The organism is Halodesulfurarchaeum sp. (assembly GCF_036626455.1).
GTDB lineage: Archaea > Halobacteriota > Halobacteria > Halobacteriales > Halobacteriaceae > Halodesulfurarchaeum.
On the sequence record NZ_JAZKRK010000005.1, the window covers coordinates 13,245 to 38,079 of the forward strand.

Annotated in this window: 30 protein-coding genes and 1 pseudogene; 16 read left to right on the top strand and 15 right to left on the bottom strand. The window is 59.3% G+C overall.

Annotated elements, in window-relative coordinates; all coding sequences use genetic code 11:
• Positions 1 to 2: 2 nt before the first annotated feature.
• From V5A26_RS02710 to dapA, 3 genes are read right to left on the bottom strand one after another with little or no spacing between them, the layout of a single operon-like run.
• Positions 3 to 839, bottom strand: a complete 837-nt coding sequence (locus V5A26_RS02710) for a 2,3,4,5-tetrahydropyridine-2,6-dicarboxylate N-succinyltransferase (protein WP_332320720.1) — start codon at positions 837 to 839, stop codon at positions 3 to 5.
• Positions 836 to 1,639, bottom strand: a complete 804-nt coding sequence (dapB, locus tag V5A26_RS02715; RefSeq protein ID WP_332320719.1) for a 4-hydroxy-tetrahydrodipicolinate reductase — start codon at positions 1,637 to 1,639, stop codon at positions 836 to 838. Before dapB ends, V5A26_RS02710 begins: the two co-directional genes overlap by 4 nt.
• Complete coding sequence (dapA, locus tag V5A26_RS02720) at positions 1,636 to 2,529, bottom strand: 4-hydroxy-tetrahydrodipicolinate synthase (RefSeq protein WP_332320718.1); 894 nt, start codon at positions 2,527 to 2,529, stop codon at positions 1,636 to 1,638. Before dapA ends, dapB begins: the two co-directional genes overlap by 4 nt.
• A gap of 337 nt (positions 2,530 to 2,866) precedes the next feature.
• Between dapA and V5A26_RS02725 the strand changes: the two genes are divergently transcribed.
• The 7 genes and pseudogenes from V5A26_RS02725 to V5A26_RS02755 all read left to right on the top strand — a co-directional run bounded on the left by V5A26_RS02725 (position 2,867) and on the right by V5A26_RS02755 (position 7,156).
• Positions 2,867 to 3,508, top strand: coding sequence for a metallophosphoesterase family protein (locus V5A26_RS02725; protein WP_332320717.1), 642 nt, complete (start codon positions 2,867 to 2,869; stop codon positions 3,506 to 3,508).
• 62 nt (positions 3,509 to 3,570) lie between these two features.
• The gene (locus V5A26_RS02730; protein WP_332320716.1) at positions 3,571 to 4,068 is read left to right on the top strand and encodes a LabA-like NYN domain-containing protein; all 498 of its coding nucleotides are present in this window, start codon (positions 3,571 to 3,573) and stop codon (positions 4,066 to 4,068) included.
• A gap of 86 nt (positions 4,069 to 4,154) precedes the next feature.
• On the top strand, positions 4,155 to 4,592 hold the full coding sequence (locus V5A26_RS02735) for a universal stress protein (protein ID WP_332320715.1): 438 nt from the start codon (positions 4,155 to 4,157) through the stop codon (positions 4,590 to 4,592).
• 2 nt (positions 4,593 to 4,594) lie between these two features.
• Positions 4,595 to 5,488, top strand: a pseudogene (locus V5A26_RS02740) (universal stress protein); the annotation flags it as partial.
• A gap of 55 nt (positions 5,489 to 5,543) precedes the next feature.
• The gene (locus V5A26_RS02745; protein WP_332320713.1) at positions 5,544 to 6,011 is read left to right on the top strand and encodes a PUA domain-containing protein; all 468 of its coding nucleotides are present in this window, start codon (positions 5,544 to 5,546) and stop codon (positions 6,009 to 6,011) included.
• A gap of 48 nt (positions 6,012 to 6,059) precedes the next feature.
• Positions 6,060 to 6,440 (top strand): nascent polypeptide-associated complex protein, encoded by a 381-nt coding sequence (locus tag V5A26_RS02750; RefSeq protein WP_332320712.1) that lies wholly within the window; start codon positions 6,060 to 6,062, stop codon positions 6,438 to 6,440.
• A complete protein-coding gene (locus tag V5A26_RS02755) occupies positions 6,437 to 7,156 on the top strand; it encodes a methyltransferase domain-containing protein (protein ID WP_332320711.1) in 720 nt (239 codons plus the stop codon). The genes V5A26_RS02750 and V5A26_RS02755 overlap by 4 nt, the downstream gene beginning before the upstream one ends.
• A gap of 1 nt (position 7,157) precedes the next feature.
• On the opposite strand, the gene V5A26_RS02760 is transcribed toward V5A26_RS02755, so the two are convergent.
• Complete coding sequence (locus V5A26_RS02760; RefSeq protein WP_332320710.1) at positions 7,158 to 7,472, bottom strand: transcription factor S; 315 nt, start codon at positions 7,470 to 7,472, stop codon at positions 7,158 to 7,160.
• 114 nt (positions 7,473 to 7,586) lie between these two features.
• Between V5A26_RS02760 and V5A26_RS02765 the strand changes: the two genes are divergently transcribed.
• Complete coding sequence (locus tag V5A26_RS02765) at positions 7,587 to 8,840, top strand: MFS transporter (protein ID WP_332320709.1); 1,254 nt, start codon at positions 7,587 to 7,589, stop codon at positions 8,838 to 8,840.
• 45 nt (positions 8,841 to 8,885) lie between these two features.
• Positions 8,886 to 9,362 carry a DUF5797 family protein gene (locus V5A26_RS02770; RefSeq protein ID WP_332320708.1) on the top strand — a complete coding sequence of 159 codons (477 nt, stop codon included), beginning with the start codon at positions 8,886 to 8,888 and terminating at the stop codon, positions 9,360 to 9,362.
• Here V5A26_RS02770 and V5A26_RS02775 read toward each other — a convergent pair.
• Complete coding sequence (locus V5A26_RS02775; protein ID WP_332322202.1) at positions 9,311 to 10,387, bottom strand: DUF5787 family protein; 1,077 nt, start codon at positions 10,385 to 10,387, stop codon at positions 9,311 to 9,313. The two genes, V5A26_RS02770 and V5A26_RS02775, sit on opposite strands and share 52 nt — an antisense overlap.
• The gene (locus V5A26_RS02780; protein ID WP_332320706.1) at positions 10,384 to 10,809 is read right to left on the bottom strand and encodes a bis(5'-nucleosyl)-tetraphosphatase; all 426 of its coding nucleotides are present in this window, start codon (positions 10,807 to 10,809) and stop codon (positions 10,384 to 10,386) included. The genes V5A26_RS02775 and V5A26_RS02780 overlap by 4 nt, the downstream gene beginning before the upstream one ends.
• Before the next feature lie 110 nt (positions 10,810 to 10,919).
• Here V5A26_RS02780 and V5A26_RS02785 point away from each other — a divergent pair, with 110 nt between their 5' ends.
• Positions 10,920 to 11,234, top strand: coding sequence for an uS10/mL48 family ribosomal protein (locus V5A26_RS02785; RefSeq protein ID WP_332320705.1), 315 nt, complete (start codon positions 10,920 to 10,922; stop codon positions 11,232 to 11,234).
• A 19-nt stretch (positions 11,235 to 11,253) separates the two neighbouring features.
• Here V5A26_RS02785 and V5A26_RS02790 read toward each other — a convergent pair whose 3' ends face one another.
• From V5A26_RS02790 to V5A26_RS02800, 3 genes are all read right to left on the bottom strand, one after another.
• Positions 11,254 to 11,520, bottom strand: coding sequence for a DUF7513 family protein (locus V5A26_RS02790; RefSeq protein ID WP_332320704.1), 267 nt, complete (start codon positions 11,518 to 11,520; stop codon positions 11,254 to 11,256).
• Positions 11,517 to 13,049, bottom strand: a complete 1,533-nt coding sequence (locus V5A26_RS02795) for a Na+/H+ antiporter NhaC family protein (RefSeq protein ID WP_332320703.1) — start codon at positions 13,047 to 13,049, stop codon at positions 11,517 to 11,519. Before V5A26_RS02795 ends, V5A26_RS02790 begins: the two co-directional genes overlap by 4 nt.
• A 179-nt stretch (positions 13,050 to 13,228) precedes the next feature.
• Positions 13,229 to 14,599, bottom strand: coding sequence for a geranylgeranyl reductase family protein (locus V5A26_RS02800; RefSeq protein WP_332320702.1), 1,371 nt, complete (start codon positions 14,597 to 14,599; stop codon positions 13,229 to 13,231).
• Positions 14,600 to 14,722: 123 nt separating this feature from the next.
• Between V5A26_RS02800 and V5A26_RS02805 the strand changes: the two genes are divergently transcribed.
• Positions 14,723 to 15,043 carry a 2Fe-2S iron-sulfur cluster-binding protein gene (locus V5A26_RS02805; protein ID WP_332320701.1) on the top strand — a complete coding sequence of 107 codons (321 nt, stop codon included), beginning with the start codon at positions 14,723 to 14,725 and terminating at the stop codon, positions 15,041 to 15,043.
• 1 nt (position 15,044) lies between these two features.
• On the opposite strand, the gene phoU is transcribed toward V5A26_RS02805, so the two are convergent.
• Entirely contained in the window at positions 15,045 to 15,725 is a 681-nt protein-coding gene (gene phoU, locus V5A26_RS02810) for a phosphate signaling complex protein PhoU (RefSeq protein WP_332320700.1), read from the bottom strand.
• Positions 15,726 to 15,818: 93 nt separating this feature from the next.
• On the opposite strand from phoU, the gene V5A26_RS02815 reads away from it, so the two are divergent.
• Entirely contained in the window at positions 15,819 to 16,340 is a 522-nt protein-coding gene (locus V5A26_RS02815) for a molybdopterin-dependent oxidoreductase (RefSeq protein ID WP_332320699.1), read from the top strand.
• Between the two features lie 39 nt (positions 16,341 to 16,379).
• Here the strand turns inward: V5A26_RS02815 and V5A26_RS02820 are convergent, their stop codons facing one another.
• Together V5A26_RS02820 and V5A26_RS02825 are read right to left on the bottom strand one after the other, a co-directional pair.
• Complete coding sequence (locus V5A26_RS02820; protein WP_332320698.1) at positions 16,380 to 18,518, bottom strand: hypothetical protein; 2,139 nt, start codon at positions 18,516 to 18,518, stop codon at positions 16,380 to 16,382.
• A 64-nt stretch (positions 18,519 to 18,582) separates the two neighbouring features.
• On the bottom strand, positions 18,583 to 19,422 hold the full coding sequence (locus V5A26_RS02825) for an MBL fold metallo-hydrolase (protein ID WP_332320697.1): 840 nt from the start codon (positions 19,420 to 19,422) through the stop codon (positions 18,583 to 18,585).
• Between the two features lie 99 nt (positions 19,423 to 19,521).
• On the opposite strand from V5A26_RS02825, the gene dph2 reads away from it, so the two are divergent.
• Both dph2 and V5A26_RS02835 read left to right on the top strand, forming a co-directional pair.
• The gene (gene dph2, locus V5A26_RS02830) at positions 19,522 to 20,556 is read left to right on the top strand and encodes a diphthamide biosynthesis enzyme Dph2 (protein ID WP_332320696.1); all 1,035 of its coding nucleotides are present in this window, start codon (positions 19,522 to 19,524) and stop codon (positions 20,554 to 20,556) included.
• Positions 20,557 to 20,581: 25 nt separating this feature from the next.
• On the top strand, positions 20,582 to 21,205 hold the full coding sequence (locus V5A26_RS02835) for an METTL5 family protein (protein ID WP_332320695.1): 624 nt from the start codon (positions 20,582 to 20,584) through the stop codon (positions 21,203 to 21,205).
• 148 nt (positions 21,206 to 21,353) lie between these two features.
• On the opposite strand, the gene V5A26_RS02840 is transcribed toward V5A26_RS02835, so the two are convergent.
• Positions 21,354 to 22,994, bottom strand: a complete 1,641-nt coding sequence (locus tag V5A26_RS02840; RefSeq protein WP_332320694.1) for a rhomboid family intramembrane serine protease — start codon at positions 22,992 to 22,994, stop codon at positions 21,354 to 21,356.
• Between the two features lie 102 nt (positions 22,995 to 23,096).
• On the opposite strand from V5A26_RS02840, the gene V5A26_RS02845 reads away from it, so the two are divergent.
• Positions 23,097 to 23,381, top strand: coding sequence for a DNA-directed RNA polymerase subunit L (locus tag V5A26_RS02845; protein ID WP_332320693.1), 285 nt, complete (start codon positions 23,097 to 23,099; stop codon positions 23,379 to 23,381).
• Between the two features lie 29 nt (positions 23,382 to 23,410).
• On the opposite strand, the gene hisF is transcribed toward V5A26_RS02845, so the two are convergent.
• Both hisF and V5A26_RS02855 read right to left on the bottom strand, forming a co-directional pair.
• The gene (hisF, locus tag V5A26_RS02850; RefSeq protein WP_332320692.1) at positions 23,411 to 24,223 is read right to left on the bottom strand and encodes an imidazole glycerol phosphate synthase subunit HisF; all 813 of its coding nucleotides are present in this window, start codon (positions 24,221 to 24,223) and stop codon (positions 23,411 to 23,413) included.
• 130 nt (positions 24,224 to 24,353) lie between these two features.
• Entirely contained in the window at positions 24,354 to 24,509 is a 156-nt protein-coding gene (locus V5A26_RS02855) for a hypothetical protein (protein WP_332320691.1), read from the bottom strand.
• A gap of 169 nt (positions 24,510 to 24,678) precedes the next feature.
• Between V5A26_RS02855 and V5A26_RS02860 the strand changes: the two genes are divergently transcribed.
• Positions 24,679 to 24,822, top strand: a complete 144-nt coding sequence (locus V5A26_RS02860) for a DUF7550 family protein (RefSeq protein ID WP_332320690.1) — start codon at positions 24,679 to 24,681, stop codon at positions 24,820 to 24,822.
• Positions 24,823 to 24,835 lie beyond the last annotated feature (13 nt).

Sequence of the window (24,835 nt, forward strand, 5' to 3'; positions counted from 1 at the left end):
GCTCATGAACTCCGGAGTTCTGCCTCCCGCTGAGTGGCGTCGCGGGTGTCTGCCTCGATATCCATGGCGACGACGGCTGGTTTGTAGGCGCCCCCCTCGAAGAGGTCGTGATCGCCGACGCTGGATTCGACGAAGCGAGTGAACGCACGCCGGTCCGGCGGCAGTTCTCCGTACCGGAGTTCGTCTTCGACTAGGTCATAGATCGGAATCCGAGGCGTCAAGAGGGTGTTTTCCCCGACGACGCTCCCTTCACCAACGACGAACCCGGAGGTTACACGCGTCCCAGCGCCGAGCGAGACATCATCTTCGATGACAACCGGTGTGTCTTCGACTGGTTCCAGGACGCCCCCTATCAGCGTGTTTCCGCCCAGTTTGACGTTGTCGCCGATCTGTGCACAGGACCCGACAGTATTTGCTGAATCCACCAGTGTGCCATCCCCGATATGGGCCCCGATATTGACGAAACTGGGACTCATCAGGATCGCGTCGCTCCCAACGTACGCGCCGCGCCGGATCGTCGTCCCGTCTGGGGTATTCCGGGTGTCCCGGGCCCCGAGATCGCTCGTGTCCTGAAGTGGCAACACATCGTGATATGTCACGTCGCCGTAGGTCCGAGCTTCGGTCTCGCGCAGTGAGAAGTTGAGCAGGATTCCGGATTTGACCCACTCGACGGCTGCCCAATCGCCATCTCGCGGTTCGGCGGCCCGGATTTCACCGGCCTCGAGGGCGAGAAGAAATTCCTCGAGGACCGCTAATTCCTCCCTGCCGGCGGTTTCTGCGGTGAGTGTTCCTCTGTCGTAACGTTCTCTCAGTTTGTCAATGTCGTGTTCGAGACTCATTGGTCGTCTCCTGTGTCTGTCAGTTGTGACGCCACGTCGGCGAATCGGTAGAATCCGGTTGGCTGGGTCTCGAGCCAGCCTGCAGCGTCGAGAGCCCCCTCCGCAAACACGGAGCGGGAGCCGGCTCGATGGGTGAGCGAGACTGTTTCGCGATTGCCTGCGAGGAGCACCTCGTGCTCCCCAGTCACGTCACCGGCCCGTCGTGCGTGGACGCCAATTTCGCCTGTTTCACGCTTTGCATCGCCAACTCGGCCATAGACCCGGTCGCTGGGTACGTCCCGAGCGGCCTCGATCCGGTCGAGGACCAGTGAGGCGGTGCCGGAGGGCGCATCACGCTTGCCGTTGTGATGCGTTTCGGTTAGTTCCACGTCGTATTCCGGGAGTGCATTCACTGCAGATTCGACGGCATCGATGAGGGCCTGGACACCCCTGGCGAAGTTTGCACCCAGGAGGATCGGGATCCGCTCGCCTGCAGCTTTGATGGCCTCCAGCTGCTCCGCGTTGAATCCAGTCGTCCCCGTCACGACCGGTACTTCGGCCTCGGCGGCGTCGGTCACGTACTCGACACAACTTTCCGGCCCGGTGAAATCGATGACAACGTCTGGGCGAGTTTCTTTGACGAGCCTTTCGAATCGACGGGCTGGTTCCACGTCGTCAAGTTGGGGATCCGCGTCGCGGTTGACCGCGAACGCGATTTCCATGCCGCGTTCAGTTGCCACGTCCCGGACCTCCTGTCCCATTCGCCCGGACGCCCCAGTCACGCCGATCTCAAGCGGGTCTGCTGTTGGACCACCGCTCATGCGGACTGCCCCTCCGCGAGGTCTGCCAGGATCGATGCTAACTCCGCCCGATTCGAGGGGCTAATCGTCGAGAGCGGCGAGCGAAGTCGACCGGGCCCGTAGCCGCGAATGTCCATGGCGGCCTTGATCGGAATCGGATTCGTTTCACAGAAGAGCACGTCGAACAGGGGCGCAAGTTCTCGGTGGACTGCTCGGGCCTGTTCCCAGTCACCGTCAAGTGCGCTCCAGATCAGGTCGGACATCCGCTCGGGTTCGACGTTCCCGGCCACGGTGATGACCCCCGTCCCGCCGACCGAAAGGGTGGGGAGTGTCAGCCCGTCGTCGCCCGAGAGCACCGAGAACTCCTCGTCGGCCGTTCGCCGGGCAACCTCGCTCACTCGGTTGAGGTCCCCACTTGCGGCCTTGTAGCCGACGATGTTTTCGTGGCTCGCGAGATTTGCGGCCGTCTCGACCGCGATGTTGCGACCCGTTCGCGAGGGCACGTTGTAGATGATTTGTGGGAGGTCCACGTCGTTTGCGATGGCACGGTAGTGGGCTTCCATTCCATCGGGTTCGGGCTTGTTGTAGTACGGTGAGATGAGGAGCAGGCCGTCGGCTCCGGCATCCCTGGCACCATGTGAAAGCGCGAGTGCCTCGTGCGTCGCATTACTTCCTGCACCAGCGATTACTGGGAGGTCGACGGCCTCGACGACCGTTTCCACGACGTCGACGTGTTCCTGGTGCGTCAGGGTGGCACTTTCACCCGTCGAACCGACCGGAACGAGGCCGTCGACGCCGGTGGACTCGAGTCGTGTCGCGTCACTGGCCAGTTGTTCGTGATCGATACTTCCGTCTTCGAGGAACGGCGTCGTCATGGCCGGATAAACGCCGGTTGTCAGATCGTGTGTCATTGGTGTGGGTCGTGTTTCGGTTGGTTGGAGTCGTGTCGTCGGTTGGTGGTGAACTGTTGCACTGTCGTTGGGGACTGGCGATCGGGAGCCCGAGAACCCACGGCCCAGTCCCTACGAACGCTGTCGAAAACGGCCCGAAACGGGACTGGTGCCCGCGACGAGCCATGCTATTTTCGACCACGTTTGCTGTAAAAGTGCAACTCGCTCCCCACCGAACTGTCTGGACCTGCGGAAGCGAGTGTCATGCACGAAATCTTGCAGTCCAGGGTTAAAATCGTTGTGGCCCTACTTGCCCGTGTCGTCCGTCTTTTGTGACCCCCGCTCATAGGCCACTGTGATGCTAGTCCTTGGAGACGCCCATGCAAACACTCCGGAACGGCGCCGAGTCCTTGAGCGGGTTTACGAAGTCGCCGACCCGGACGTGGCGCTCCAACTCGGTGATCTGTTCTATTACGAGCTCCCGGTCGAGACGTATTTCATCGCGGGTAACAACGAGGACTTCGACGTTATCGATGCGTTGCGACATGGTCGGGTCCGAAGTTCGAACGTCAAAAACGCCCGCCTGCTCGACAGTCACGAGGTCGAGGTCCAGGGACTCACGATTGGCGGCTTGTCTGGCAATTTCGCTCCAACCCAGTACGACAAACCCCGTTCCGCGCTCCGCGGGGATCGGCGTCGTCATTTCGTTCGGAATGACGTTCAACGCCTCAAACGGGTCGGTGAGGTGGACGTTCTCCTCACTCACGAAGCGCCCCACGGAACGCCCGTTCGTGAGGAATACAGTGTCGGCTGTGGCCCGATTGACGAACTTCTTGATGTCCTCGAACCGGACCTCTGCCTTGTCGGGCATCACCACCAACACACAGAAACCTCTGTCCGCGGGACCCGGGTCATCACTGTCGCGCCCACGTGGAAGTCCTATTACGAACTGGACCCCGAGACACGTTCCGTCGAGCGGTTCGAGACCCCCTCGGTGTAAGTGGCCGGTGAGAGCCGGTCCGGAGGGTGAGGTTTAACAATCGCCGCAATGTCACAATAGGTATGACTTCGATTCACCCGGGCCAGCGCGTGGCGGTGCTCGCGGACGCGCAGAACCTCTATCACTCCGCACAGAGTCTTCATTCCCAGAACATCGACTACGCAGCGTTGCTCTCGAAGGCCGTCCAGGACCGCATTCTCACTCGTGCGATCGCGTACGTCATTCGGGCAGATTCACCCGAAGAGGAAACCTTCTTCGAGGCTCTGTCAGATATCGGGTTCGAGACGAAGATCAAGGACATCAAAACCTTCCAGGACGGGACGAAAAAAGCCGACTGGGACGTCGGGATGAGTCTCGACGCGGTGACCCTGGCGGATCACGTCGATACGGTGGTTCTTTGTACCGGAGATGGGGACTTCTCCCGGTTGGTCTCTCATCTCCGTCACGAGGGTGTCCGTGTCGAGGTGATGGCCTTTGACAGTTCGACGGCCGAGGAACTCAAGGACGCCGCGGACACCTTTATCGATCTGGGCGACCGGACCGAGACGTTTCTGCTCTGATCGGAACGGGCCCACTGCTGCCCGCTCGGAGGCCGGTTCGCCGGCATTCCTATACTCTTTAATGGAGGAGCACCGAAGAGTAATTGATGAACGGACCGCCTGACGGCGAGAATCGGGATGTCCTGGAAAACGTGCTCCTCCCGGTCGCCAATGAGAGGGATGCGATCAATACGGCCAAGGCCCTCGAACCCTATGATCCGGCCCACGTGACCGCTCTTCATGTGGTGGAGAAAGGCGAAGGAGTGCCGGATAAAACACCGGTTTCCCAGTCCGAGGAAATCGCAGCGGAATCCTACGCGGCGGTTCGCGAGGTGTTCCCGGACGCGTCCGATCACACCGAGTACCGACGAAACCTCGTGAATGCTATTTTCGATGCCGCCGAGGAAGTTGATGCGAGTGCGATTGCGTACCAGTCGCGTGGCGGGAATCGGCTCATTCAGTTTCTCTCCGGAGACACGACGTTGAAGTTGGTTACCAACGCGGATCGACCAGTTATCGCGTTGCCTGCCGAAACTGAGGGATGAGCGAGGAGGAACTCCCGGAGGGGGTCGTGGGTACTGCGAATGCAGTTGCACCGACCGAGAGCGATGGCCCGACCATTATGGTTCCGGTGCTGAATCCCCGGACTGAGGGAGCCCTCATTACGCTTGCGAGTATCCTGGCAAAACACCAGGGGGGTCGCGTGCTGGCGACTCACATCATCACCGTTCCGGATCAGACCTCACTGCAAGCGGCCGCGCAGAATCGGGACCGAATCGATTCGACTTCCCAGCAACTGCTCGAGAAGGCAGTGGCTGAGGCCGAAGAATTTGACGTCCCGATCGAAACTCGGACTATTCTCTCTCATCGGGGTCTCTCGGAAGTGTTCGAAGCGGCCCGAACCAACGATGTGGATACCGTCGTCATGGGGTACGGTGGGGCTCGATTTGCCGGTGGTCGGGCAGAAGGCCCACTCGACGAACTGACTCACGATCTCCCCTGTGATTTCCTGGTCCTGGATGGCACGGAAATCGATCCGGGAGAGGTACTGATTCCGACGAGAGGTAGTCGCTCATCGGAACTTTCCGCTGAGGTCGCACAGGCGATGATGGAAACCGTCGACGCGGAGGTCTCGTTGCTCCACGTCGTCGACCCGGGGATGGAGGAGTCCGGGCGGTCGTTCCTGGAGGACTGGGCCGCGGACAACGGGCTCTCGGAGGCTGCGTATCTCGTCGAACCTGGATCTCCAGTCTCGGTGATTCGAGAGGTTAGCAGCGAGTATGACCTGATCATGCTGGGTGCGACAGAGCGCGGCCTCCTCTCGCGGGTGGTTCGTGGATCGGCGACGCTTGCCGCATTCGAGGAACTCGACGTGCCGCTCTTGCTGGCGGAGCGACCCTCCGCCCGGTCCATCTGGGAACGGCTCTTCCGCTCAGGGTGACCGCTCAGGGAGAGACTCGAAGCGGCTAAACACCTCGGGGACCCACACCGACGTAATGACGACTACGACGATGGCCCAGCTTCGCACCATCGCCGATTATCAGTTTGGGTCGGGCGCGGGCGAAGCCCTCTTTCCGGAGGACGTGGATCTGGCGGTTCACCGATCTGCATCCGGCCGGCCACGACAGGTGCTTCGGGAGGGGGGACGGCTCGTGACTCTCGGGACCGATGGCCGATTTACACTGGGTCTGGAAGGCGGGCGACAACTCGCCACGGTCCTGGACCCAGCAGCCTATCGGGTGATAGTCGGTGACGAAAGCGAACCCTTTGTCAGGGACGGGAAAAACGTCTTTGCGAAGTTCGTGAAAGCGGTCGACGAGGCGGTTCGGGCCGGCGACGAGGTCCTCATCGAACACCGGGATGGTGCTTTGATCGCCGTTGGGCGGGCCGAACTCGACGCCACCTCGATGCTTGATTTCGAGACTGGGATGGCTGTGAAGGTCCGTGAAGCCGCGTGCGAGTGAAAGCGGTCCAAACGCCACGCTTTTCTCCTCGGGTTCCAACCGTCGAGTATGTTCGGAGGCGGCGGCATGAACCCAAAGAAGATGGAACAGATGATGGAACAGATGGGGATCGATATGGACGAACTCGATGCCACGGAGGTAATGATCACCCTCGCGGACGGCACCCAACTGGTCTTTGGTGACCCCGAGGTGACCAAGATGGACGCTCGCGGCGAAGAGACCTACCAGGTCGTCGGCGATGCCGAGACCGTCACGGCCGAGGAACCCAAACCCGAGGGTGCGGACACCGAATCGTCGGGGGAGTCCTCCATTCCAGACGCTGATGTCGAGATCGTTGTGCAACGAACCGGCGTCCCGGAGGCGGAGGCACGTGAGGCGATCGAGGCGGCCGACGGCGACCTCGCGGCCGCCATCGACTCGCTGGAGTGATCCTGCTCGTTCGCGCCGACCGGGAATTCCTGGTCGAACCGGGTGCGGAGTTGCACACCGATCTGGGTGTCATCGATGTCCCAGAAGACATCGAGCCTGGAGAGACAATCGAGACACATCTCGGGGAGCCGTTCGGGGTCCGCGCGCTCAGGGGGCCGGACCTGTTCGCCCACCTCGAGCGAACAGGAGCGCCAATGATGCCAAAAGACATCGGGTTACTGGTGGGCCATACGGGTGTCTCCGCCGGCGATCGAGTTCTCGATGCCGGAACGGGAACCGGTGTGCTCGCGGCCTATCTCGGCCGGATGCATGCCGAGGTGACAACGTACGAACGAAAGCCTGAGTTTGCCGAGGTCGCCAGGGAGAACATGGAACTGGCTGACGTGGCGGATCGTGTGGACGTCAGAACAGGGGACCTGACAGTTGAGATGGACGCACTCTCCGGGTTTGACGTGCTCACACTCGATACCGAAGACGCACCAGAGGTCGTCGCTGGGGCGCCGGAGCTGCTCGTTTCTGGCGGATTTGTTGCCGTCTATTCGCCGTTCATCGAAGCCGCTCGGGCTGTCGCGGACGCTGCAGAAGAGGCAGGTATCACTGATGTCACCACGCGGGAAACCATTCAGCGTCGAATGGACTTCGACGACCGTGGGTCCAGGCCACAGACTGCCGGAGTCGGCCATACGGGATATCTCACGATCGGACGACTACCGTAGTTCAGTGGTCGTCTTCACGCCAACTGTGTTCACACGCCGTACAGACGAAAAAGCGGGTTTCTGACTCGTCGGCGGCCCGGATCTGTTGCATATACCAGTAGGCCGTGTCGTTCCCACAGTCGGGACAGACGGCATCAGTTTTCGGCAACCCTGTTTCACCACCGGAACTTGTTTCGATGATTTCACTGACCTCCTGTTCCTCCGAGACCACGTAATTCGCCTCTGGGTCCTTTGGCTGTTTGTGGCCACAGCTCGTACAGACCCAGAGTCCGTCTTCGGCTTGCATCATCGAGCCACATTCGTCACAGAACTCCATTGTACGCCCGTTGTCGAGTCCGGCGCTTAAGCGCGTTGGGTCAGGGGTTCCTCCAGGTGCATTCGCGCCATTATCCAAACTGGCAAGTCGGAGAGGCAGAAACAACGAACACAGATGGCGTTTCTCGGCACCGATCGACGAGTCCTCGTCCTTGCGTTTGCACGGATGGCGGATGCGCTCGGGAATTCCTTTCTCATCGTCGTTTTGCCACTATATATCGCCTCCGGGCAGATCCACATCGAAGGCCTTCTCGGTACGCAAGTTCCGATCCTCTCGATCACGATCACCGAATCGCTGTTGATCGGTGTCGCACTCTCGATCTTCGGCTTTCTCAATAGTTTCAATCAACCGCTCACTGGCCGGCTTTCGGATCGGGCCGGCAAGCGTAAACTCTTCATTCTCATCGGGTTGGCCATCCTTGGCATCGGAAGTGGTGGCTATGTCTTCATCTCGGAGTATCGTTGGGTCATCTTCTTCCGGGCGCTCCAGGGAATCGGCGCTGCCGTGACGATTCCAGCGACAGTCGCGCTCGTCAACGAGCTCGCGACGGGTAACCAGACCCGGGGCGGGAACTTCGGGGTGTACAACACCTTTCGACTGATCGGCTTCGGATTCGGCCCGATAATCGCGGGGGTCGTCGTCGAAATTTGGGGCTTCGACGCGGCGTTTGCCGTGGCCGTCGCCGGTGCCTTCGTCAGTTTTCTGCTCGTGTACCTGTTCGTTTCCGATCCGGCCGAAACCAGGGCCAGTGCGGGCGAGGACCTTTCGATAGCCGTTCGGGGCCCACCTGGGAAACTGCTTGACCCGGTGTTTACGTTGGGGTTGGGAACCATCGCAATGGGGATCACTATCGCACTCTTCGCCGCCCTCGAGCCCCAGATAAACACGAGATTGGACCAATCGACAGTCTTCTTCGGGTTGCAGTTCGGGGCCGTCACGATTGCGAACATCGTCTTTCAAATCCCGGTTGGGCGGGCAAGTGACGGCTACGGGAGGCGTCCGTTCCTGATCTTGGGATTTTTCATTCTCGCTCCGACCACGCTGCTTCAGGGCTACGTGATGTCTCCACTGTTAATGACGCTGGCCCGACTTTTTCAAGGGATTGCCGTCGCTTTGGTGTTCGCTCCCTCCCTTGCCCTTGCCGGTGATTTGGCCCGTGAAGGCGAATCAGGGACGACGCTTTCGGTGTTGACGATGTCCTTCGGGCTCGGTGTCGCAATCGGCCCCCTTTCAGCGGGGTTCCTGGAACGATTCGGATTTCAGGTCCCCTTCATTGCGGGAACGGTTCTTTCGGTAATCGCTTTCGGACTGGTGTACACGCAGGTCGAGGAGTCCTTATCTGAGACCAAGTCGTTGTTCGGGTCCTGAAGGTGAGTCAGAAAGCGGAAGTGTCCCGGGGAAAATTCCCCTACTATGCCCCTCTCCGAGACGGCTCGGTCACGGCTCGCGGATATCCTCGAGCGCGAGCCCACCAAAAACAGCGAACTGCAGGCGGCCTGGGATATGGAAAGCGGGAGCGACGTCCATCAGTTTCTCGAAACCGAACTCGGACCGTACTACTACCGGGACGATGACAGCCTCATTCGGGTGTCACCTGAGGGAAAAGCACTTCTTTCGGGTGATGGAACGGGCGGCCCCGCCATCGCATTTTCCGGCATCGAGCAGGACGTCTTCGAAGCACTCCCCGGGCCCGAAACTGACCCGGCGAGTGTCGTCTCAATATTGCATGGAGTAGAGGAACAGACGAACCTCGACCCGGAGGTTGATGCTGTCCGCTCGGCACTCCGAACGCTGGTTCGAAAGGAAGTCTGTGAAAAAGTCCCTCGGACAGTGCCGACTTACCGACTGTCGGTACCACGCTCCGAAGTTGACGTGTTGGAAACGGACTGACGACGTCGCTCTCGCCGGTCGTCCAATACGGTTCGAATGGCATTCCCGGCCCCGCCCGAGACTGGCCAGCCACCCTGTCTCTCTCGTGGCGGTTCGGGCTGGAAATGTTCACAGGCTCCTCGACATTCTGCCGGGGTTTGTGATCGATCGAACGCGGTACAGTACGGCTGATAGCCATATCGGCCCTGTTTTATCTCGAAGTGGGCACAATCCGGTCGCATCGACTCGACGTAGTTCCGCCACCCTCGCTCGTAGGCTCGTTCGGCGATATTGAACCGTTTTTCCCGCTTTGTCTCCACGTCAAGCACGTCGAACCGGGCCGCGGATCGGTCGTGTGTCCCATCGCCTGGACGTTCAAGGATGTCGATTCCTGGCCTGTCCGCGTCCAGCGAGCGGGGTTGCCAAAGGACGTCGACACCAGACTCACCGAGAGAGAGTATACCGACCTCAGTTGGGATCCGTTCGAGAAGCGCCGGTTCGACGGGGTCGTCGGTCCGGGCCGTGGCCAACCAGACTTCGTCCGCCAGACCCGCGGCGACGTCCCGTTCAAGTTGCTCGCTGAGTCGTCTCGCGGCGCTGGCGTCCAGGTCCGGCTTGTTTTCGATGGCGACGATCCGTTCGACCCAATTTGGGTACCGTGCAATCCGCCGTATTTCGATCCGGCCGCCCGTTTTGCGGGATTCGAGAGCGTTCCTGTCAGTTGCCTCATGGATCGCCTCTCGGACGTACCGCCACGGGTAGCCAGGATCAGGAAGCGCGTCGCGGTAATAGGTCCAGTCCGCTGGTGCGTTCCGAAGCACGTGGCGGAGGTCACTATTCAGCCGGTCGGTGCCGAACTGGGCTCGCCGTTCGAGTCCCTCCGGATCGACTTCGAGAACAATCGTATCCCAGCGCCGTTGTTGCCAGCCCAATTGGCGGGCGATGAGTGCGGGACGTCGCTCAGGTCCCGGTGGCCACTCGGATTCGGCCCAGGCACAGGTCGCGAGTTCGAACTCGAATTCGCTCTGCCTGGGGGGCCACCTCACGCTTCCAGTTCGTCGATATGTTCGTGGGCCTCTTTCAGGATTTCCCGTGGGCCATCCTGGGTGATCGTGTTGATCGCCTGATCGTAATCACGCCACTGATGGTCGCGATGTTCGTGGGAGAGTTGCGCACTCGCCTCGAAGGACTTCGCGATGAAGAGATGGACCGTCTTGTGGATGCGGTCACCATTGGCCTCAAAGACGTAGTCATACTCCTTTCGAAAGCCGTCCAGCAGCCTGAAATCGCTGATCCCGGCCTCCTCTTTCACTTCTCTAATCGCCGTTTGTTGCAGTTCCTCGTCCCCCTCCACGCCACCTTTGGGAAATTCCCAATCACCCGGGCGACTTTTGAGGAGGAGGTATTCACGCCGGTCCCGGGTGTCACGATAGAGAATGGCCCCGGCGCTTGTCGCTTCAACCGTCATTACAGGCGTTTACACGGGGGCGTAATAAGAGAATGTCGGAGTATGCGACGGGTCCACAGTGTCGACCCGGAGACTACAGGCTTATCCCCGCGCTGTGCGATCTACGCTATATGACGACGATCCTCCACCTCACGCTCAAGAGCGGCGATCGGGCAGTCCTCGAATCGGTCGTCGATGACGTCAAGGACGCGTGTCATCGGAAGGGCGCCAAACTCAAGGGGCCACATTCGGACGCGCCGACCGACTATCGGGTGCCGCTGTATCGACGCCTGGACGGTGATCCGGCCTCTCGATACGAGGACTGGACGTATACGGTGTATCAACGGCGCTTCGAACTGCGAGGTCGTGATGAGGTTGCCCGAGGGGTTCTCGAGCGGGACTACCCGGATTCGATTCGCGTGGAAGCCACTGTCGACCAACTGTAAAAAACCCCGTCGTGTGGGGTTAGAAGGCGCTTTCGCCGACCTTCTCGAGGTAGGTCCCTTCGCCAGTGTGGTCTTCGGTGTCCCACTCGTCGACTTCGACGAGGACTCGCATGTTCTCCGACCCCTCGGGGGCGTCCGTGACTCGCAGCATCGAGTCCCCGATGCGGGCCTTCGCTTTGCCGTCAGTCATGCTTGTGACCATTACCTCGATGGTCTCGCCAGGTTCGTAATCCGGGTACCGCGTGCGGAACGTCCACCCGGCCAGATACTTCTCGAAGATGCTCATACGCGACTCACCTCCTCGGACTTGCGGTCCGAAATGTACTCACGGCCGAAGCCGGTGATCGCCGCGATCAGGAAGACGATCACAAGCAACCAGCCGTGGAACACGAACGGGACCACCGAGACTGGCTCAATGACCATGACCGAGCCGTACTCGGGCTCGAGAATCCCGATCATTGCCTGGTAGCCGACCAAGACACCACCGGCCCAGGGGAAAATGTACCCGAGCGCGGCGGTGTTCGCGTCGAGGATATTCGCCCGGCGGTAGCCGTTGATGTTGAACTTCTCGCCGATCCGTGCGATGTACGGCGAGATAGCGATTTCGGCGGCCGTGTTGATCGTGATCATGCCGTTGATCGCCGCAGTTCCGACCACCATCGTGGTTTCGGCACTCCGGACGCCCGTCGCGACGCTATTGAGCAGAATGTCCTGCATGGCCTGGAAGCCACCGCCCTCGATCATGATGCGCGCCATCGCGACGATCAGGAGCGTCAAGACGATCAGCGGGAAGAAGCCCACTGCGCCGTTGAGAAGGCTCCCACCGACGCCGGCCGAATCGGCGACGACGACGAACGGGAGCGCCGTCCAGGCACTCGCTTCGGTGACCTGCAGTGCAACGATGTCACTAACCGACGACAGGCCGAAGACGAGGTTGAAGACGATAGCCGCGATCAGCCCCCAGGAGATCGCCTCGACAATGTGGCGGCCCCGAATGGCCGTATAGATGACGATCCCCATCGAGATGAGGTGCAACAGTCCGGGGGCGGTGCCTTCGAGCGGTGCGGTTCCCGTGAGGTCCGCGCTTGGCATCATTGATCCCACGATGAGGAACAGAATGAATGCCGGGATGGCGGCGATGATCGCGTACTTGAACCGCGAGGCGACCACGCCACCGATGTCGGAGTCCTGGGTAACCGCACTGACGATCGTGGTGTCACTGACCGGTGCGAGGTTGTCCCCGAAGACAGCACCCGAGAGGATCGCACCGAACAGCAGGACTGGATTGGCCCCGACAAGGACCCCAGCCGGGAAGAACAGCGTGACGAATGCCACTGTCGTCCCGTACCCGGTACCGATCCCCGTCGCGAGCAGTGCAGCGAGTACGAATGTCGCTGCCGGGAATGTTACCGCTCCGACACCCAACGTGTCGGCCGCGTAAATGAGCCCGTCGACGAACTCACCGGTCTGCATCGTCGCGGAGAACATACCTGCCCACAGCCAGGCCACGATCGCCGTCGCAGCCACCCGTTGGGTCATTCCTTCGAAGATCGTATTCGCGTAGGTCTTCCAGCTACCTTTGGCGAAGAACATGCCGATGATCGTCGCGAGGAGTGCGCCGATCACCAGCCCGTTCGTGTCGCCGATACCGAGGACACCACTCTGGAAGATCGCCCAGAGGATGAAGAGCACGAGTGGAATCGTACTTGCCCACTTTCCGCCGTAAAAAGCGATCCTCGGTCCTTCCATTGCCTCTTCTGCTTCCTTTAATTCACCCGATACTGATGTTTCACTACCACCAGACGAACCTGCCATGTTTGTGTATCACCCACACTGCCCAACGAATACCACCTACTTAATCAATTTGGTTAATTGGGCGGTATGATGGGGGATCGCTGTCTATCGTCTCAAAGGTCTTGGGTGAAAAATCATTACCATTGGTATAAACCTCATTGCTGACATGTGGGAAGACTCGACCGGAACCTCCGTTCGGCTCAATATTTCGGATCTGCTCCGGTGACAGTATACACCTCTTCCATGATTTCGTCCCGTTGGGCTTGCCAGGCCTCGAAATCGGCGGGGGTTTCGGGATATTTTTTGTACTGAGCGAGCAATCGGTCGGCCACAGATTTGGTCTGATAGAGCCGATAGAGCAATTGCCAGTGGCTCAAACTCCCCAGTAGCGTTCGCAATTTCAACCCCCAGCCGAATTCGGCTGTCCCCGCATAGAGTGCCTCCGAGACCTTTTCTGCCGGAATCGAGGTGAGGAGGCCCATGAGGTCCTCCACCTCCACGGTCGTAGTCAGGATGTTGTACACGTCGAGACTGGCATAGCGGCCTCCGAAATGTTCCATGACCGCTTCGTTGTAGTCCCAGAGCGCTGCTTCGCTCACGTCGCCATTCTCGATGGCTGAAACTGCTGTGTTTGCCGCATAGTACCCCGCGTAAGCAGCGCCCGCGATGCCTCCACCCGTTGTCGGATTGACGTGACCGGCCGCGTCTCCGACGGCCATATATCCCGGTGCAACGGCCGAGTCGTAGGGCCGACGTGTCGGGATGGCTGCCCCCAACTTATCGACCACGGTCGCGTCCTGAAACTCCGGCCGGGCTTCGAGGTCCGTTTTCATTGCCTGGACCAGTTTCATCGGCTCGGCCGTCATCTGAAATCCCACGCCGACGTTAATCTCGGTCGGTGTTCTGGGGAAATACCAGATGTATCCCTCTGCTCTATCGGTCGGTTTGAATACGAGGGCATCGTCCCATGAAACCGGCTCAGGAACTTCGAGCACTTCACGGTAGGCCGACGTGAACTGCTTGTAACTGACATTGGTATCGAAGGTTGTGGCCTCGAGATCGGCTTTGTCCTGCAAGATCGAGAGTGCCCCAGCAGCGTCGATGACGATATCTGCTTCGTATGTTTCCGGGTCTCCGTTCCGAGTTGCGACGACACCTGTAACCTGTCCATCAGTCTGGACCACGTCGGTCACCACCGTGTTGAAAACGTAGGTCGCGCCGGCGTCTTGGGCTGCTTCAATAATCGATTTTCCAAAGTCGAGTCGGTCGATCACGGCGAGTTCGCCAGGAACCGGAATGTCGATGACTGTGTCGACGCTCGGAATCTCGAATCGACCGTGATCGACGTCAGGATTCGTAATCGCCTCGTCGAACTCGGTTTTCGGGACGGATTCCGGGAACTCGTCGGCCCCCTTCAGTGCATCGCCACACGCGATGTGACCGGCGTCCGACTCGGGTTTTCGCTCTAATACCTGCACGTCGAGTCCGGCTTGGGCCATCGTCGCCGCGGCGTAGGACCCTGCAGTCCCGGCGCCGACCACAATGATGTCGCCGTCCTGAACGGGGGGCATGCCCCCGAATTATTTCCCACCATCAAAACCGTTGTCGGTCGTTTGGATAGAATCCTTGGGGCGGTGACAGCCCGTTCCGCTCGGGAGAAAAGTGTTATAGGGGTGATTTCCGTACACGGGACCATGTCAACTCACACCGTCGAGTTCGTCGGGACCGGCGAGACGATCGAGGTCGCCGAGACCGAGACTGTCCTCGACGCTGCGATCCGCGAAGGCATTTCCCAGGAATATTCCTGTCGGGTTGGGATGTGTCTGGCGTGTTCGGCCAAAATCGTCGACGGGGACGTAACACAACCTGCAGCTCGCGGGTTAACCGAGGCGGAAACTGAAGACTACGCGTTGACGTGTATGGCCCGGCCGCAGAGCGATCTCAAACTCGAACGTGGGGCCTATCCGCCGAGCATCGAAATAGAGTCTGACTCCAAAAGCGTCGCGGACGACTGAGCTAGTAAATCAACTGATCGTCACCGTCGCTCATGTAGAGGGTGCGGGCTGCGATGTTTGTTGCATGGTCACCGACCCGTTCGAGATCCCTGATCGTCAGCAACAACCTGGACACGTCGTTCATCAGGTGTTCAATTTCCTCGTCGTCCGTGTGTTGATCGATATTCCGCTCCATGAGATCTCGGACGACCGCCTCCGAAGCCTCCCGGCATTGTTCGTCGACATCTTCGTCCCAGTCAGCGATTTTGAGACAGGCCTCCGTGTCCTCCGTATCGAAAGTGACCATTGCCTCTTCCAGCATTGCCAGGGTTTCGTCGCCGATTGACTGGATATCGACCTCGGGAAAGACGTCCCGATCCGCATCCAGGCTGTAATCGGCGAGGTTCGTAGCCAGATCTCCGATCCGTTCGAGGTCGGTGATAATTTTGAACGTAGCGGCGATAAATCGGAGATCCGAGGCGACTGGTTGCTGTAGTGCTAGCAGGTCGACACAGTCACCTTCGAGTTCGAGATAGAGTTCGTTGATTTCCGCATCCCCGTGGATTACCGTCATCGCTGCTTCGTCATCCTTTGATTGCATCGCCAACAGTGCCGTCAGCAGTCGATCGCCCACGAGTTCGCCCATGTAGAGGACGTCACTCCGTAGTTGATCGAGTTGCTCCTGGTAACTCTCTCGCGCCATACGTATACCGTGGGCGTCCCCGTAATGTACTCTTCGGCAGGCAGAGATACCGCTGTGACGAGATTTATGACCCCACGCCCCCTCGAATGGCGTATGGAAGAGCAGGGACGGCTCGCCGAATCACTTGCCTACGAGCCACAAGTGACCGTTTCTGGGCCGACCCCGTTTACTGTCACGGCGGACACCATCGAAGAACTCGAGGTCCGAACGGTGGATGTCGAGATCATCTGTGCAACGGGAAGCAGTTATACGGCCGCCTGGACGGGCCCGACGGTCGGCTCCTTGCTGGACACCGCGTCCGTTTCGCCGGAGACGACCCATGTGGTCGTCGAATCTGCGGATGCGTATCGCGTCGTCATTCCCATCCGCGAAGCACTCGGAGGTGTTGTCTCCTACCTCAAAGACCGTGAACCGATCGGAGCACACCAGGACTACATGAATCGAATGGTGTCACCAGGTACCGAGGGTGCCAGAGACATCAAGGGCGTCTCGCGAATCGAGCCGAAGATCTTCGAGCCGGACGAGGAACCGGAATCGGCGGAAAACCTCTTCCCTGATGGCAAACGGTTCACCGCGAATCGGATCGAAAAAGACGACCTGGAGCAAGCCGAATAGCAATCAAAGTCAGATTCGACCGGGATGCCGACTGGGGTTTTAGAAGACGTCAGAGAGCTGATCGCTGACGGTCCGGATCCGTTCGATATCCGCTTCCATGGCCTCGAAATCACTCGTTAGTTCGGAGACGGTGTGTTGCATTTCCTCGAGGTCCGAGAGGCGTTCATCGAGTGCGTTGAGATCGCCCTCGACTCGTTCGAGGTCTTCGGTCGCCTCGAGTGATTCGAACGCCGCTTCAAGTGATTTGACAGTTGACTCGACCTGGTCGAGTTTCGATTCGAGCCCCCCGTACTTGGATTCGAGCTCCGAGGTGGTCGTCTCCAATTCCTCGTAGGCCCCTTCGAGGTCTTCGTGAGTAGCTTCGTGGTCCTCGTGTGCGGATTCGATGGTTCCAACGACTGTTTCCAGTTCGTTCGTTCGCTCTCCAAGTCCTTGTAGCTGGTCGGCGAGATCCTTCTGCCAGTCGACGAGTTCTTCCTGATCAGCTTCGAGGCTTTGGACAGTTTCCTCGAGGCTTTCGTGGCTTTCCAGGACCTCTTGATGAGCGGTTCGCATCGCGTCGAGGTCAGTTGTGCGGTCGGCGTATTGGTCGCTCAACGTTTCCTGGGTCTCCGTGATGTCTGTGACTGAATCGACGAGGGAATCCTGCTCGCTTGCGAGGTTCGAAACTGTTGCTTCCAGGTCCTCATGCGCGTCATCGAGGGCATCTTGTCCAGCTGCAAGGGCTGCCTGCTCGGAGACCAGATCCTCGATTGTCTCCTGGAATTCGCCTTGGTGTGCCGGCTGCTTGTCGAGTTTAGACTCGAGTGCTTCTTGGGCCGACGCGAGCTTCTCCATTTCGTCAACGAGTTCTTCGGATTCGTCTTCCAGCGCATCCAATCCGCCTTCGAATTCGGTGATGTCCTCTTGGACGTCACCGAATTCCGCTTGGAGGTCCGTAATATCGTTCTCGAGAGCCTCCTGACCCTCTTCAAGTTCAGTGATGGTCGCCTCGGGGACTTCGGTTCCTTTCTGGATGTCCGCCTGTTCCTCGAGAATCGCTTTCTGTTTGTCCTCGAGTTCGCGCTGACCGGATTCCAGGTTTGAAACGGTCGATTCGAGGTCGCTTACCTCATTTGCGATGACCTCCTGGATGTCGTCGCTCGTCCCGGCCAATTCGATGAAGTCCTCCAGTGCGCCAGTGTAGGCCTCGAGTTCCGAGACGCGGGACTGAAGATGGTCGAATTGGACCTGTTCGGTTCTGGTCGACTCCATGAGGGCATCAGCGAGGGTCGCCTGTTTCTCCTCGCTGACTGTGCCCGAATCGATTTCATCGATGAGCTGATCGACCAAGGACGCCTCGGCCGCTGGGTCCTCGGACTCACTTGAGTGGTTGTCTGTCCTTGGAACCGAATCGGACTGTGAATCTGTTTTCTGGGCCGCCACTTCAGCGACTGTCGGTTCCGAATCCGACGTGTCAGACGCGGTTTCCTCTCGCCTGCCACTCGACCCCTCGTCGGGGCTCGTCGAGTAGAGATCTTCACTCGTGCGCTCTTGGGTTTCGGTTCGCTCTGTCGTCTCAGACCCCTCTTGGGAATCGTCACCGTTAATCCCATTTCCGGCGGTGTCGACCCCCTCGTCGGTTGGTGTCTCCGAGGGCATGGATTGCATGGCCGACTCGGATTCACTCGACTCCGCCTCGTTTGGATTCGATCCCCCGATTATCTCGGCGTCGTCGTTGGGCAACTCGTGTCCTTCAGGGGTCAAACCAGTATTTGAGTCCGGTGTCGCCGAGTCACCTGTCAGATCTGACTTTGTTGCGGCCTGGCGCTCACTTGCCGATTCGCCGGTGGCCGGCTCCACCTCGATCGCTGGTTCGTCGAGGAGCGGACTCGGATCCGTCCGGTCGTCCATCCGAATCCCGTACACTGTCGTCATCGACTCGCCGGGGTCGATCTCACGCTCGAACCGAAGCGTTCCATCGCTTCTAGCGTTCCAGTCATCGCTGCCGTAGTCAGGGTGAAAGCCGATTTGATCGATGTCGAACTGTTCGGGGACTGACTCTGTCAACTCGAGGGCCACGGGTTCGTCCCGGTTGGATTTGATTGAAAGGGTCACTGCCGGGACCGGGAATCCCTCCGCGTCGAACGATTTACTCACTTGCACGCCGTCCACTTGGACGACCTGTTCCTCAGTCACGAGAACCACCTCGTCGTATCATGTCTATCACGGTCTAACGGGCGGTCACGCATAAAAGCCGCTTTCACGTGATGTCGATTCGGTCCCCGATCTCCAGGAGGTCGATGGTCTCTGGATACTCCCGGGACCGACGATGCTCGAAGAGGGCCGTCGGGTCGGCCGTCAGTCCCTTCCACATGTCCCAATGGCTCGGCAGCAGTCGATCCAGGTGGAGCGTTTCGGCGAGATCCATGAGCTGGGTCTCGTCGTTATACCACTTGGTCCGCTTTGGCTCCCGTGTTTCTTTGTCAGGAATGCGCCCCACACTTCCAAACGCCAGGATTCCCAGGTCGATGTCGTACGTCCGGCCAACGGAATCCATTTTTTCGCCTGGTTTCGTATCCCCGCCGTGAAAGACGGTCGTTCCGTCGTATTCGAAGAGATAACTGACCGGTTCGATGGCGTCAGGGTCCACAGCGGGTTCCACATGGACTGTGAGGGCCCCGAATTCGTGGGTCTCTCCGGGTGACACCACCTTGAATTGGTCCTCGAGAACCCCGTAGTTCTCGGTCCAGGCTTCCGTTTCACGGGCCTTCTCTACGCTCGCTCCTGGCCCGAGGAAGGGTGCGCCGGTTCCTGTGAGGATCGGTGCCTGGCTCGGTCCGTGGACGTGATCGGTGTGTTCGTGGGTTGCCAGGACTGCGTCTGCCTCGGTCACGTTCTCGGGTTCGAACGGGATCGGGATCATCCGGACCGTTCGTGGCGGATCACCTGTCCCTAGATACGGGTCGATAAACAGGGTCGTCCCGTCTCCGGCTTTGAGCACGAACCCGTTGCACCCCAGATACCACAGTGCGATCCCGTCCGGTTCCGCCTCCGCGACCGCCGTGGGGAGCCAGTCCCCCCAATCGCTATGAACCTCCATGATTGGGTGCAGGGGTGGACAGTCCTAAGCCACTTCGGGTTCCAGACGCCTGCTCCCGGACCGGGTGGGTTATCCCTTCGAAACGGATAGACCGGCGTAATGAGCGACTCCGAGGGCTGGGATGGCGATCTCAGGGACACTGGGCTCGCCCTCAAACACGATCGGGAGTGGGATTACGAACTCGACCGCGTCGCGGATGCTGTGGCAGAACGGGATGCCGATACGGTTGCCCTCCAGTTTCCGGAAGGGCTCAAACGACGGGCAGCGGGTGTCGCTGACGACCTCGACGAACTCCTCCCCGAGAAGGTGCGGATTTACATCTCAGGCGAGGCAAATTTCGGGGCCTGTGATCTCGACACCGATCTCATGCGACGATCCGACGTGTTCGTCCATTTCGGTCACTCTCCGATGGTCGAAGGCGGGGACGTCATCTACGTGCCACTCTTTTCGAACGTGGACGTCGAACCGATTCTCGAGGAAGCTGTGGGGCATCTCGAAGGGGACGAGGTGGGCCTGGTTACGACGGCCCAGCACATGAACAAGTTCGAAATGATGCAGTCGTTCCTCGAGGACCGTGGCTTTACGGTCCATACCAGGCGAGGAGACGAGCGCCTGACCCACGAGGGACAGGTCCTGGGCTGTAATTACGCCAGTGCAGAGGTGCCGGCCGATCAGGTCCTCTACGTTGGTGGGGGCGGATTCCACCCGTCCGGACTCGCAATGGACAACCCGGAAAAGCGTGTCGTGATCGCCGATCCGGTCAATAACGTCGTGAAACCGGCCTCTGCGGAGAAATTCATCAAACAACGCTACGCGGCGATCCACTCAGCGATGGATGCGGAGACGTGGGGGGTTATCGCGGGCACAAAAATTGGTCAGCGCCGACACGGGATTGCCGAAACGATCGTCGCCGAGAACGATGACGCCTATCTCATTACCCTCGACGAGATCACCCCGGACCACCTCCGCAACTTCGGTCTGGATGCCTACGTCAACACGGCGTGTCCCCGGATAACGACCGATGATGGGCCGCAGTTCGATCAGCCCTTGCTCACCCCACAGGAATATCGAATCGCCGTGGGTGAGGAACCGATGGACGCACTCGAATTCGACACCTTCGAAGGCACATGGTGATCGTGGGATTTCCACAGGAAGACACATGGGACTGAAATCGCAACTCGAGGCGGAGCTGCAGTCAGTTGCGGACTTCGAATCTCCAGAAGCGGACTTGGAACAATACCGAACCCCAGCCCAAGTGGCGGCCCATCTCGTTGCGCTTGCTGACCTCCAGGGGGACATCGAGGACCGGACGGTGGTCGACCTCGGAAGTGGAACGGGGATGCTTGCGCTTGGAGCGGCACTCCGGGCTCCAAAGCGCGTTGTGGGAGTCGAATTCGATGTAGGGGCGCTTTCACTCGCCCAGGAGAACGAATCCGTGCTGTCGGACACCGAATCCGTCGATTGGGTTCGGGGTGACGTGACCAACCTTCCGGTCGACCTGGCAGGGTCGACGGTCATCGCGAATCCACCCTTTGGCGCTCACGAAGACACTCGCCACGCGGACCGGGATTTCTTGGAGGGGATCGCGACGGGCGCCGCCGTCTCGTATACGATTCACAACTCGGGAAGTCGGGAGTTCCTCGAGGCGTTCACGATGGACAACGGCGGACGGATCACCCACGCCTACGGGGTCGAATTTCACGTCCCCAAACAGTTCCGCCATCACGAGGCCGAAAACCACGAGATTCAGGCCGAACTGTATCGGGTCGCGTGGGACGCCTGAGAAACCACCAAGTTGTGCGTTCGAAGTCTCTCCTGAGTTCGCGTCAGACGTGTCTCCGGATTACGAAAATGCGAGGAGAACGGTTCGCGCTGTAGCGCGGGGAGGAAGTCAAGCGCCCGAAGACCCACCTGTTCTCCCGCTCGAAGAACTATCTGTTTTCGCGCTCGAAGACCGGAACCCAAGTTTCGTTCTGTTCGACCCAGATAACTGATTCGTTGTTCACGATGGTGAGCGTCCCCAGGGTTGTCTCATTCGACGGCGAAGGAACTGTCACCTGATCTGGGAGGCTGGCAACAGTCGAGCTATTCGTGGCCGTGGCTTCGATCACGAACGTTTCGTTCGACGGCTCAATCGATAGTTCGTGTCCGTTGACGACGGTATTTGCCTGAGCTTGTTCGCTCTCGAACAGGGCGGTTTTGGCTCCATCAGGTGGCTTTGCTGTCACGGAAAACGCAGAGCCACCTCCCGCGGCTCGCCACCCAGTTCTGGTGACAGTGACTTCTTCCCGCCACCCGAGTCCACCGACGGTAATCGTCGACTGGCCTGCGTTTTGGAGTCGACCCGCGGGGACGGCCTCAGTCCAGAGATGCCGCTTTTCGTTTGTGACGATAACCCCTGTGGCGGTGGGGGGTGACGGTGTTTCCAAGTCGGAGATATTGATCGGGTCGAAGCGTGGATCAACCACTTCATCACCGTAGCCGATTTCGTACCCATCGACTGATACAGTGGCTCCTGGTGCGCCGAGTTCGGTGGTCGAAGCGGTCAGGTTAATCGGCATGGCGATCACGCCCATCAGAAGGATTGGAAACACGACGAGTCCAAGTGAGACCTGCCGAGCGCTGAGATCTGCGATCGGTGACTCGTGGAGACTTCCAGCAATCGTCACCAAGAGGGCGACGCCGACGACAATGACGACTCCTGGTCCCCGAAACAGTTGGTACGAGCTGGAGCCCTGATACCACCACACGGCCCAGAGAGTCATGGAACTCCCCATGAGAAGACTTGCCGGGAAGAGCCGCCAGGGGTTGATTCCAGGGGTTTCTGCCCGTCGCCACTGAAGGGCAAGCCCGAGTCCGACCCCGAGAAGCAGTCCGAGGAGATGTGCTTGAATTGCTATATTTGCCCACCAGGGGCTCCCATAGGAGGTTCCGGCTGAGGCCGTAACGATCGGGTCCCGTAGCGCCCAGACGACTGTGTCCAGGAATTCCCTTGCAACGAGGCCCACGACTGTCAGAACGGGAAAGTAGACGAGGGCGAATCCGACGGCGGCAAATCCCACCCCGGAGAATCCGATAATTGGTCCCCACGCGAACAGACTCGTCACCAATGCGACCCCAAACACGACGACCGGGACGAAGAGTATGGCTCGAAGGTACGGATTCCTTCGAAGCGATCCGAAGGCTGCGTTCCCTCGACCCACCGGGAAATGGGACATCGCGTATTCGGCGATCGTGCCGAATACGAGAAATCCAGTGAGATTCCCGATGAGATGGCCGACGTTCTGGTGAGCCAAAGGTGCAGTTGCCATGCCCAGCGGATAGCGGAGCGACCAGGACGTAAACGGGAGTGTTAGGACACGTCGGTGGCCCCAGCCACCCTGGACGAACAGGAAAAATCCGGCGACCAGCAAAATCGTCAGCAGTGTTCCGAGTGGGAGGCCAAAGAGGAGTCGAGAACGAAGCCTGTTGGCAAACTCCCTGGCAGAGGCCCCCATCGAGTAGACCACTGAGGCCGCCACCAGGCCAGCCAGAATTACAGCCACTCTGGCCCCGAGTATGAGCGGGTCCATACCGACTCCTCTCCGCGGGGCCCCTAAATCCCTCCGGACCGTCTCGCTTGCAGGCCGACCAGGGTCGAAACGTTCAAACGACTCACTGGACTACTCGCGAGCATGGATCTTCGGGTCATCGAACGGGGAGAATCGGAACTCGTCATCGAAATCGCCGGCGAGGATCATACGTTCATGAACGTCCTCAAGGGAGCCTTGCTCGAGGCCGAAGACGTCTCAGCGGCGACCTACGACATGAATCCGGAACAATCAGGTGGGCAAACCGAACCCGTCCTGACGATCAAAACCGAGGACGGGACGGACCCACTCGACGCACTTGAGGCGGCTGCAACTCGGATCAAAGACCAACTGACGGACTTTCAGAACGCGTTCGAAGCGGCGGCCTAAGTCGAATCAAACTGTTCCGTTCCCCCGTTTCACAGTCGGACCGGGATGTCCTGTTCGTCGAGATATTCTTTCGTTTCCTGGATCGTGTACTCATCGAAGTGGAAAATAGAGGCGGCCAGCGCGGCGTCAGCCCCGACGTCGAACACCTCGTCCATGTGCTGGGGACTCCCACAGCCAGAGGAGGCGATCACGGGCGTCGAAACGGCCTCCGAGACAGCCTTCATCAAGGGGAGATCGTAGCCATCTTTTGTCCCATCCTGATCAATCGAATTGATAAACATCTCGCCGGCCCCTCGCTCTTCGGCCTCGCGAACCCATTCGAGGACGTCGAGCCCGGTCCCCTTTCGCCCGCCGTGAATCGTCGCCTCGAACCAGACCGATTCGCCGTCGATTTTGACGTAGTGTTGTCCTTCCTCGTCGTATCGACGTCTGGCATCGACGCTGATGAGGATACACTGATTGCCAAAGGCCTTGGCACCCTCAGTGATGAGTTCGGGGCGCTCGATTGCTCCGGTGTTGATTGAGACCTTGTCGGCACCAGCGCGGAGTGTTTCCCTGATGTCCTCGACGGTTCTGATGCCCCCACCGACAGTCAGGGGAATAAACACCTCGTCTGCGACTCGTCTGACTGTATCGAGCATGGTTTCACGCCCTTCTGCCGAGGCCGTAATGTCGAGAAAGACGAACTCGTCGGCTCCCGCCTCATTGTAGCGCTTTGCCATATCGACCGGATCGCCAGTATACTCCAGGTCCTCGAATTGCACACCCGTATACACCGCTGCATTCCCCTCATCGTCGGTATCGACATCAATACAGGGTATAATGCGTTTGGTCAGGGTCATCGGTTTCCCTCCACCCTGCCTATCACACGGCCGGCACTCGAATCCATACTGAACGTGTGCGGACCGCGAGTAAATAGGCTACCGGTTAGCGCAGTCCCCGGCTATGGTCCCTCCCTTTGTGGACCCTCTGTCAGATTCCGATAATTGCGTTGCACTCCGGACAAACTGTCGCAATGGCCTGCGACGGCTCTTCGGTTTCACTCTCGACTTCTGTCGAGGGGTTCAATTCTATCATTTCCGCATCGACGTGAGTGATTTCGGACTTGCAGGTTGGGCAGCGTGCCATACCTATTTCTGGCCATAGAGGAGTTTAAGCGTATTGTCAAATGTGCTTGGATAGGACCAACTCATGCTGTAGTTCTCAGGAGGACGAGACTGGGTTTTCTCAGGAAACCGCGATCAGTTTTCGACAGGCCTTCGATACAGCAAAGTAATCGGAGCCTCCACGTTCGGACATGGACGATGAGGAATCCGCCGAAACCGAAGAGGGCCGTGTCACCGCACCAATGCAGCCCTTCGGATCGCGTGAGGTAACCATCGGCTTCGTAGTCCTGGCCATCGGGCTTTTGCTGGCGGTCGTGCTCCCGCTAGCGTTCTAAGCCCGGATCAGTT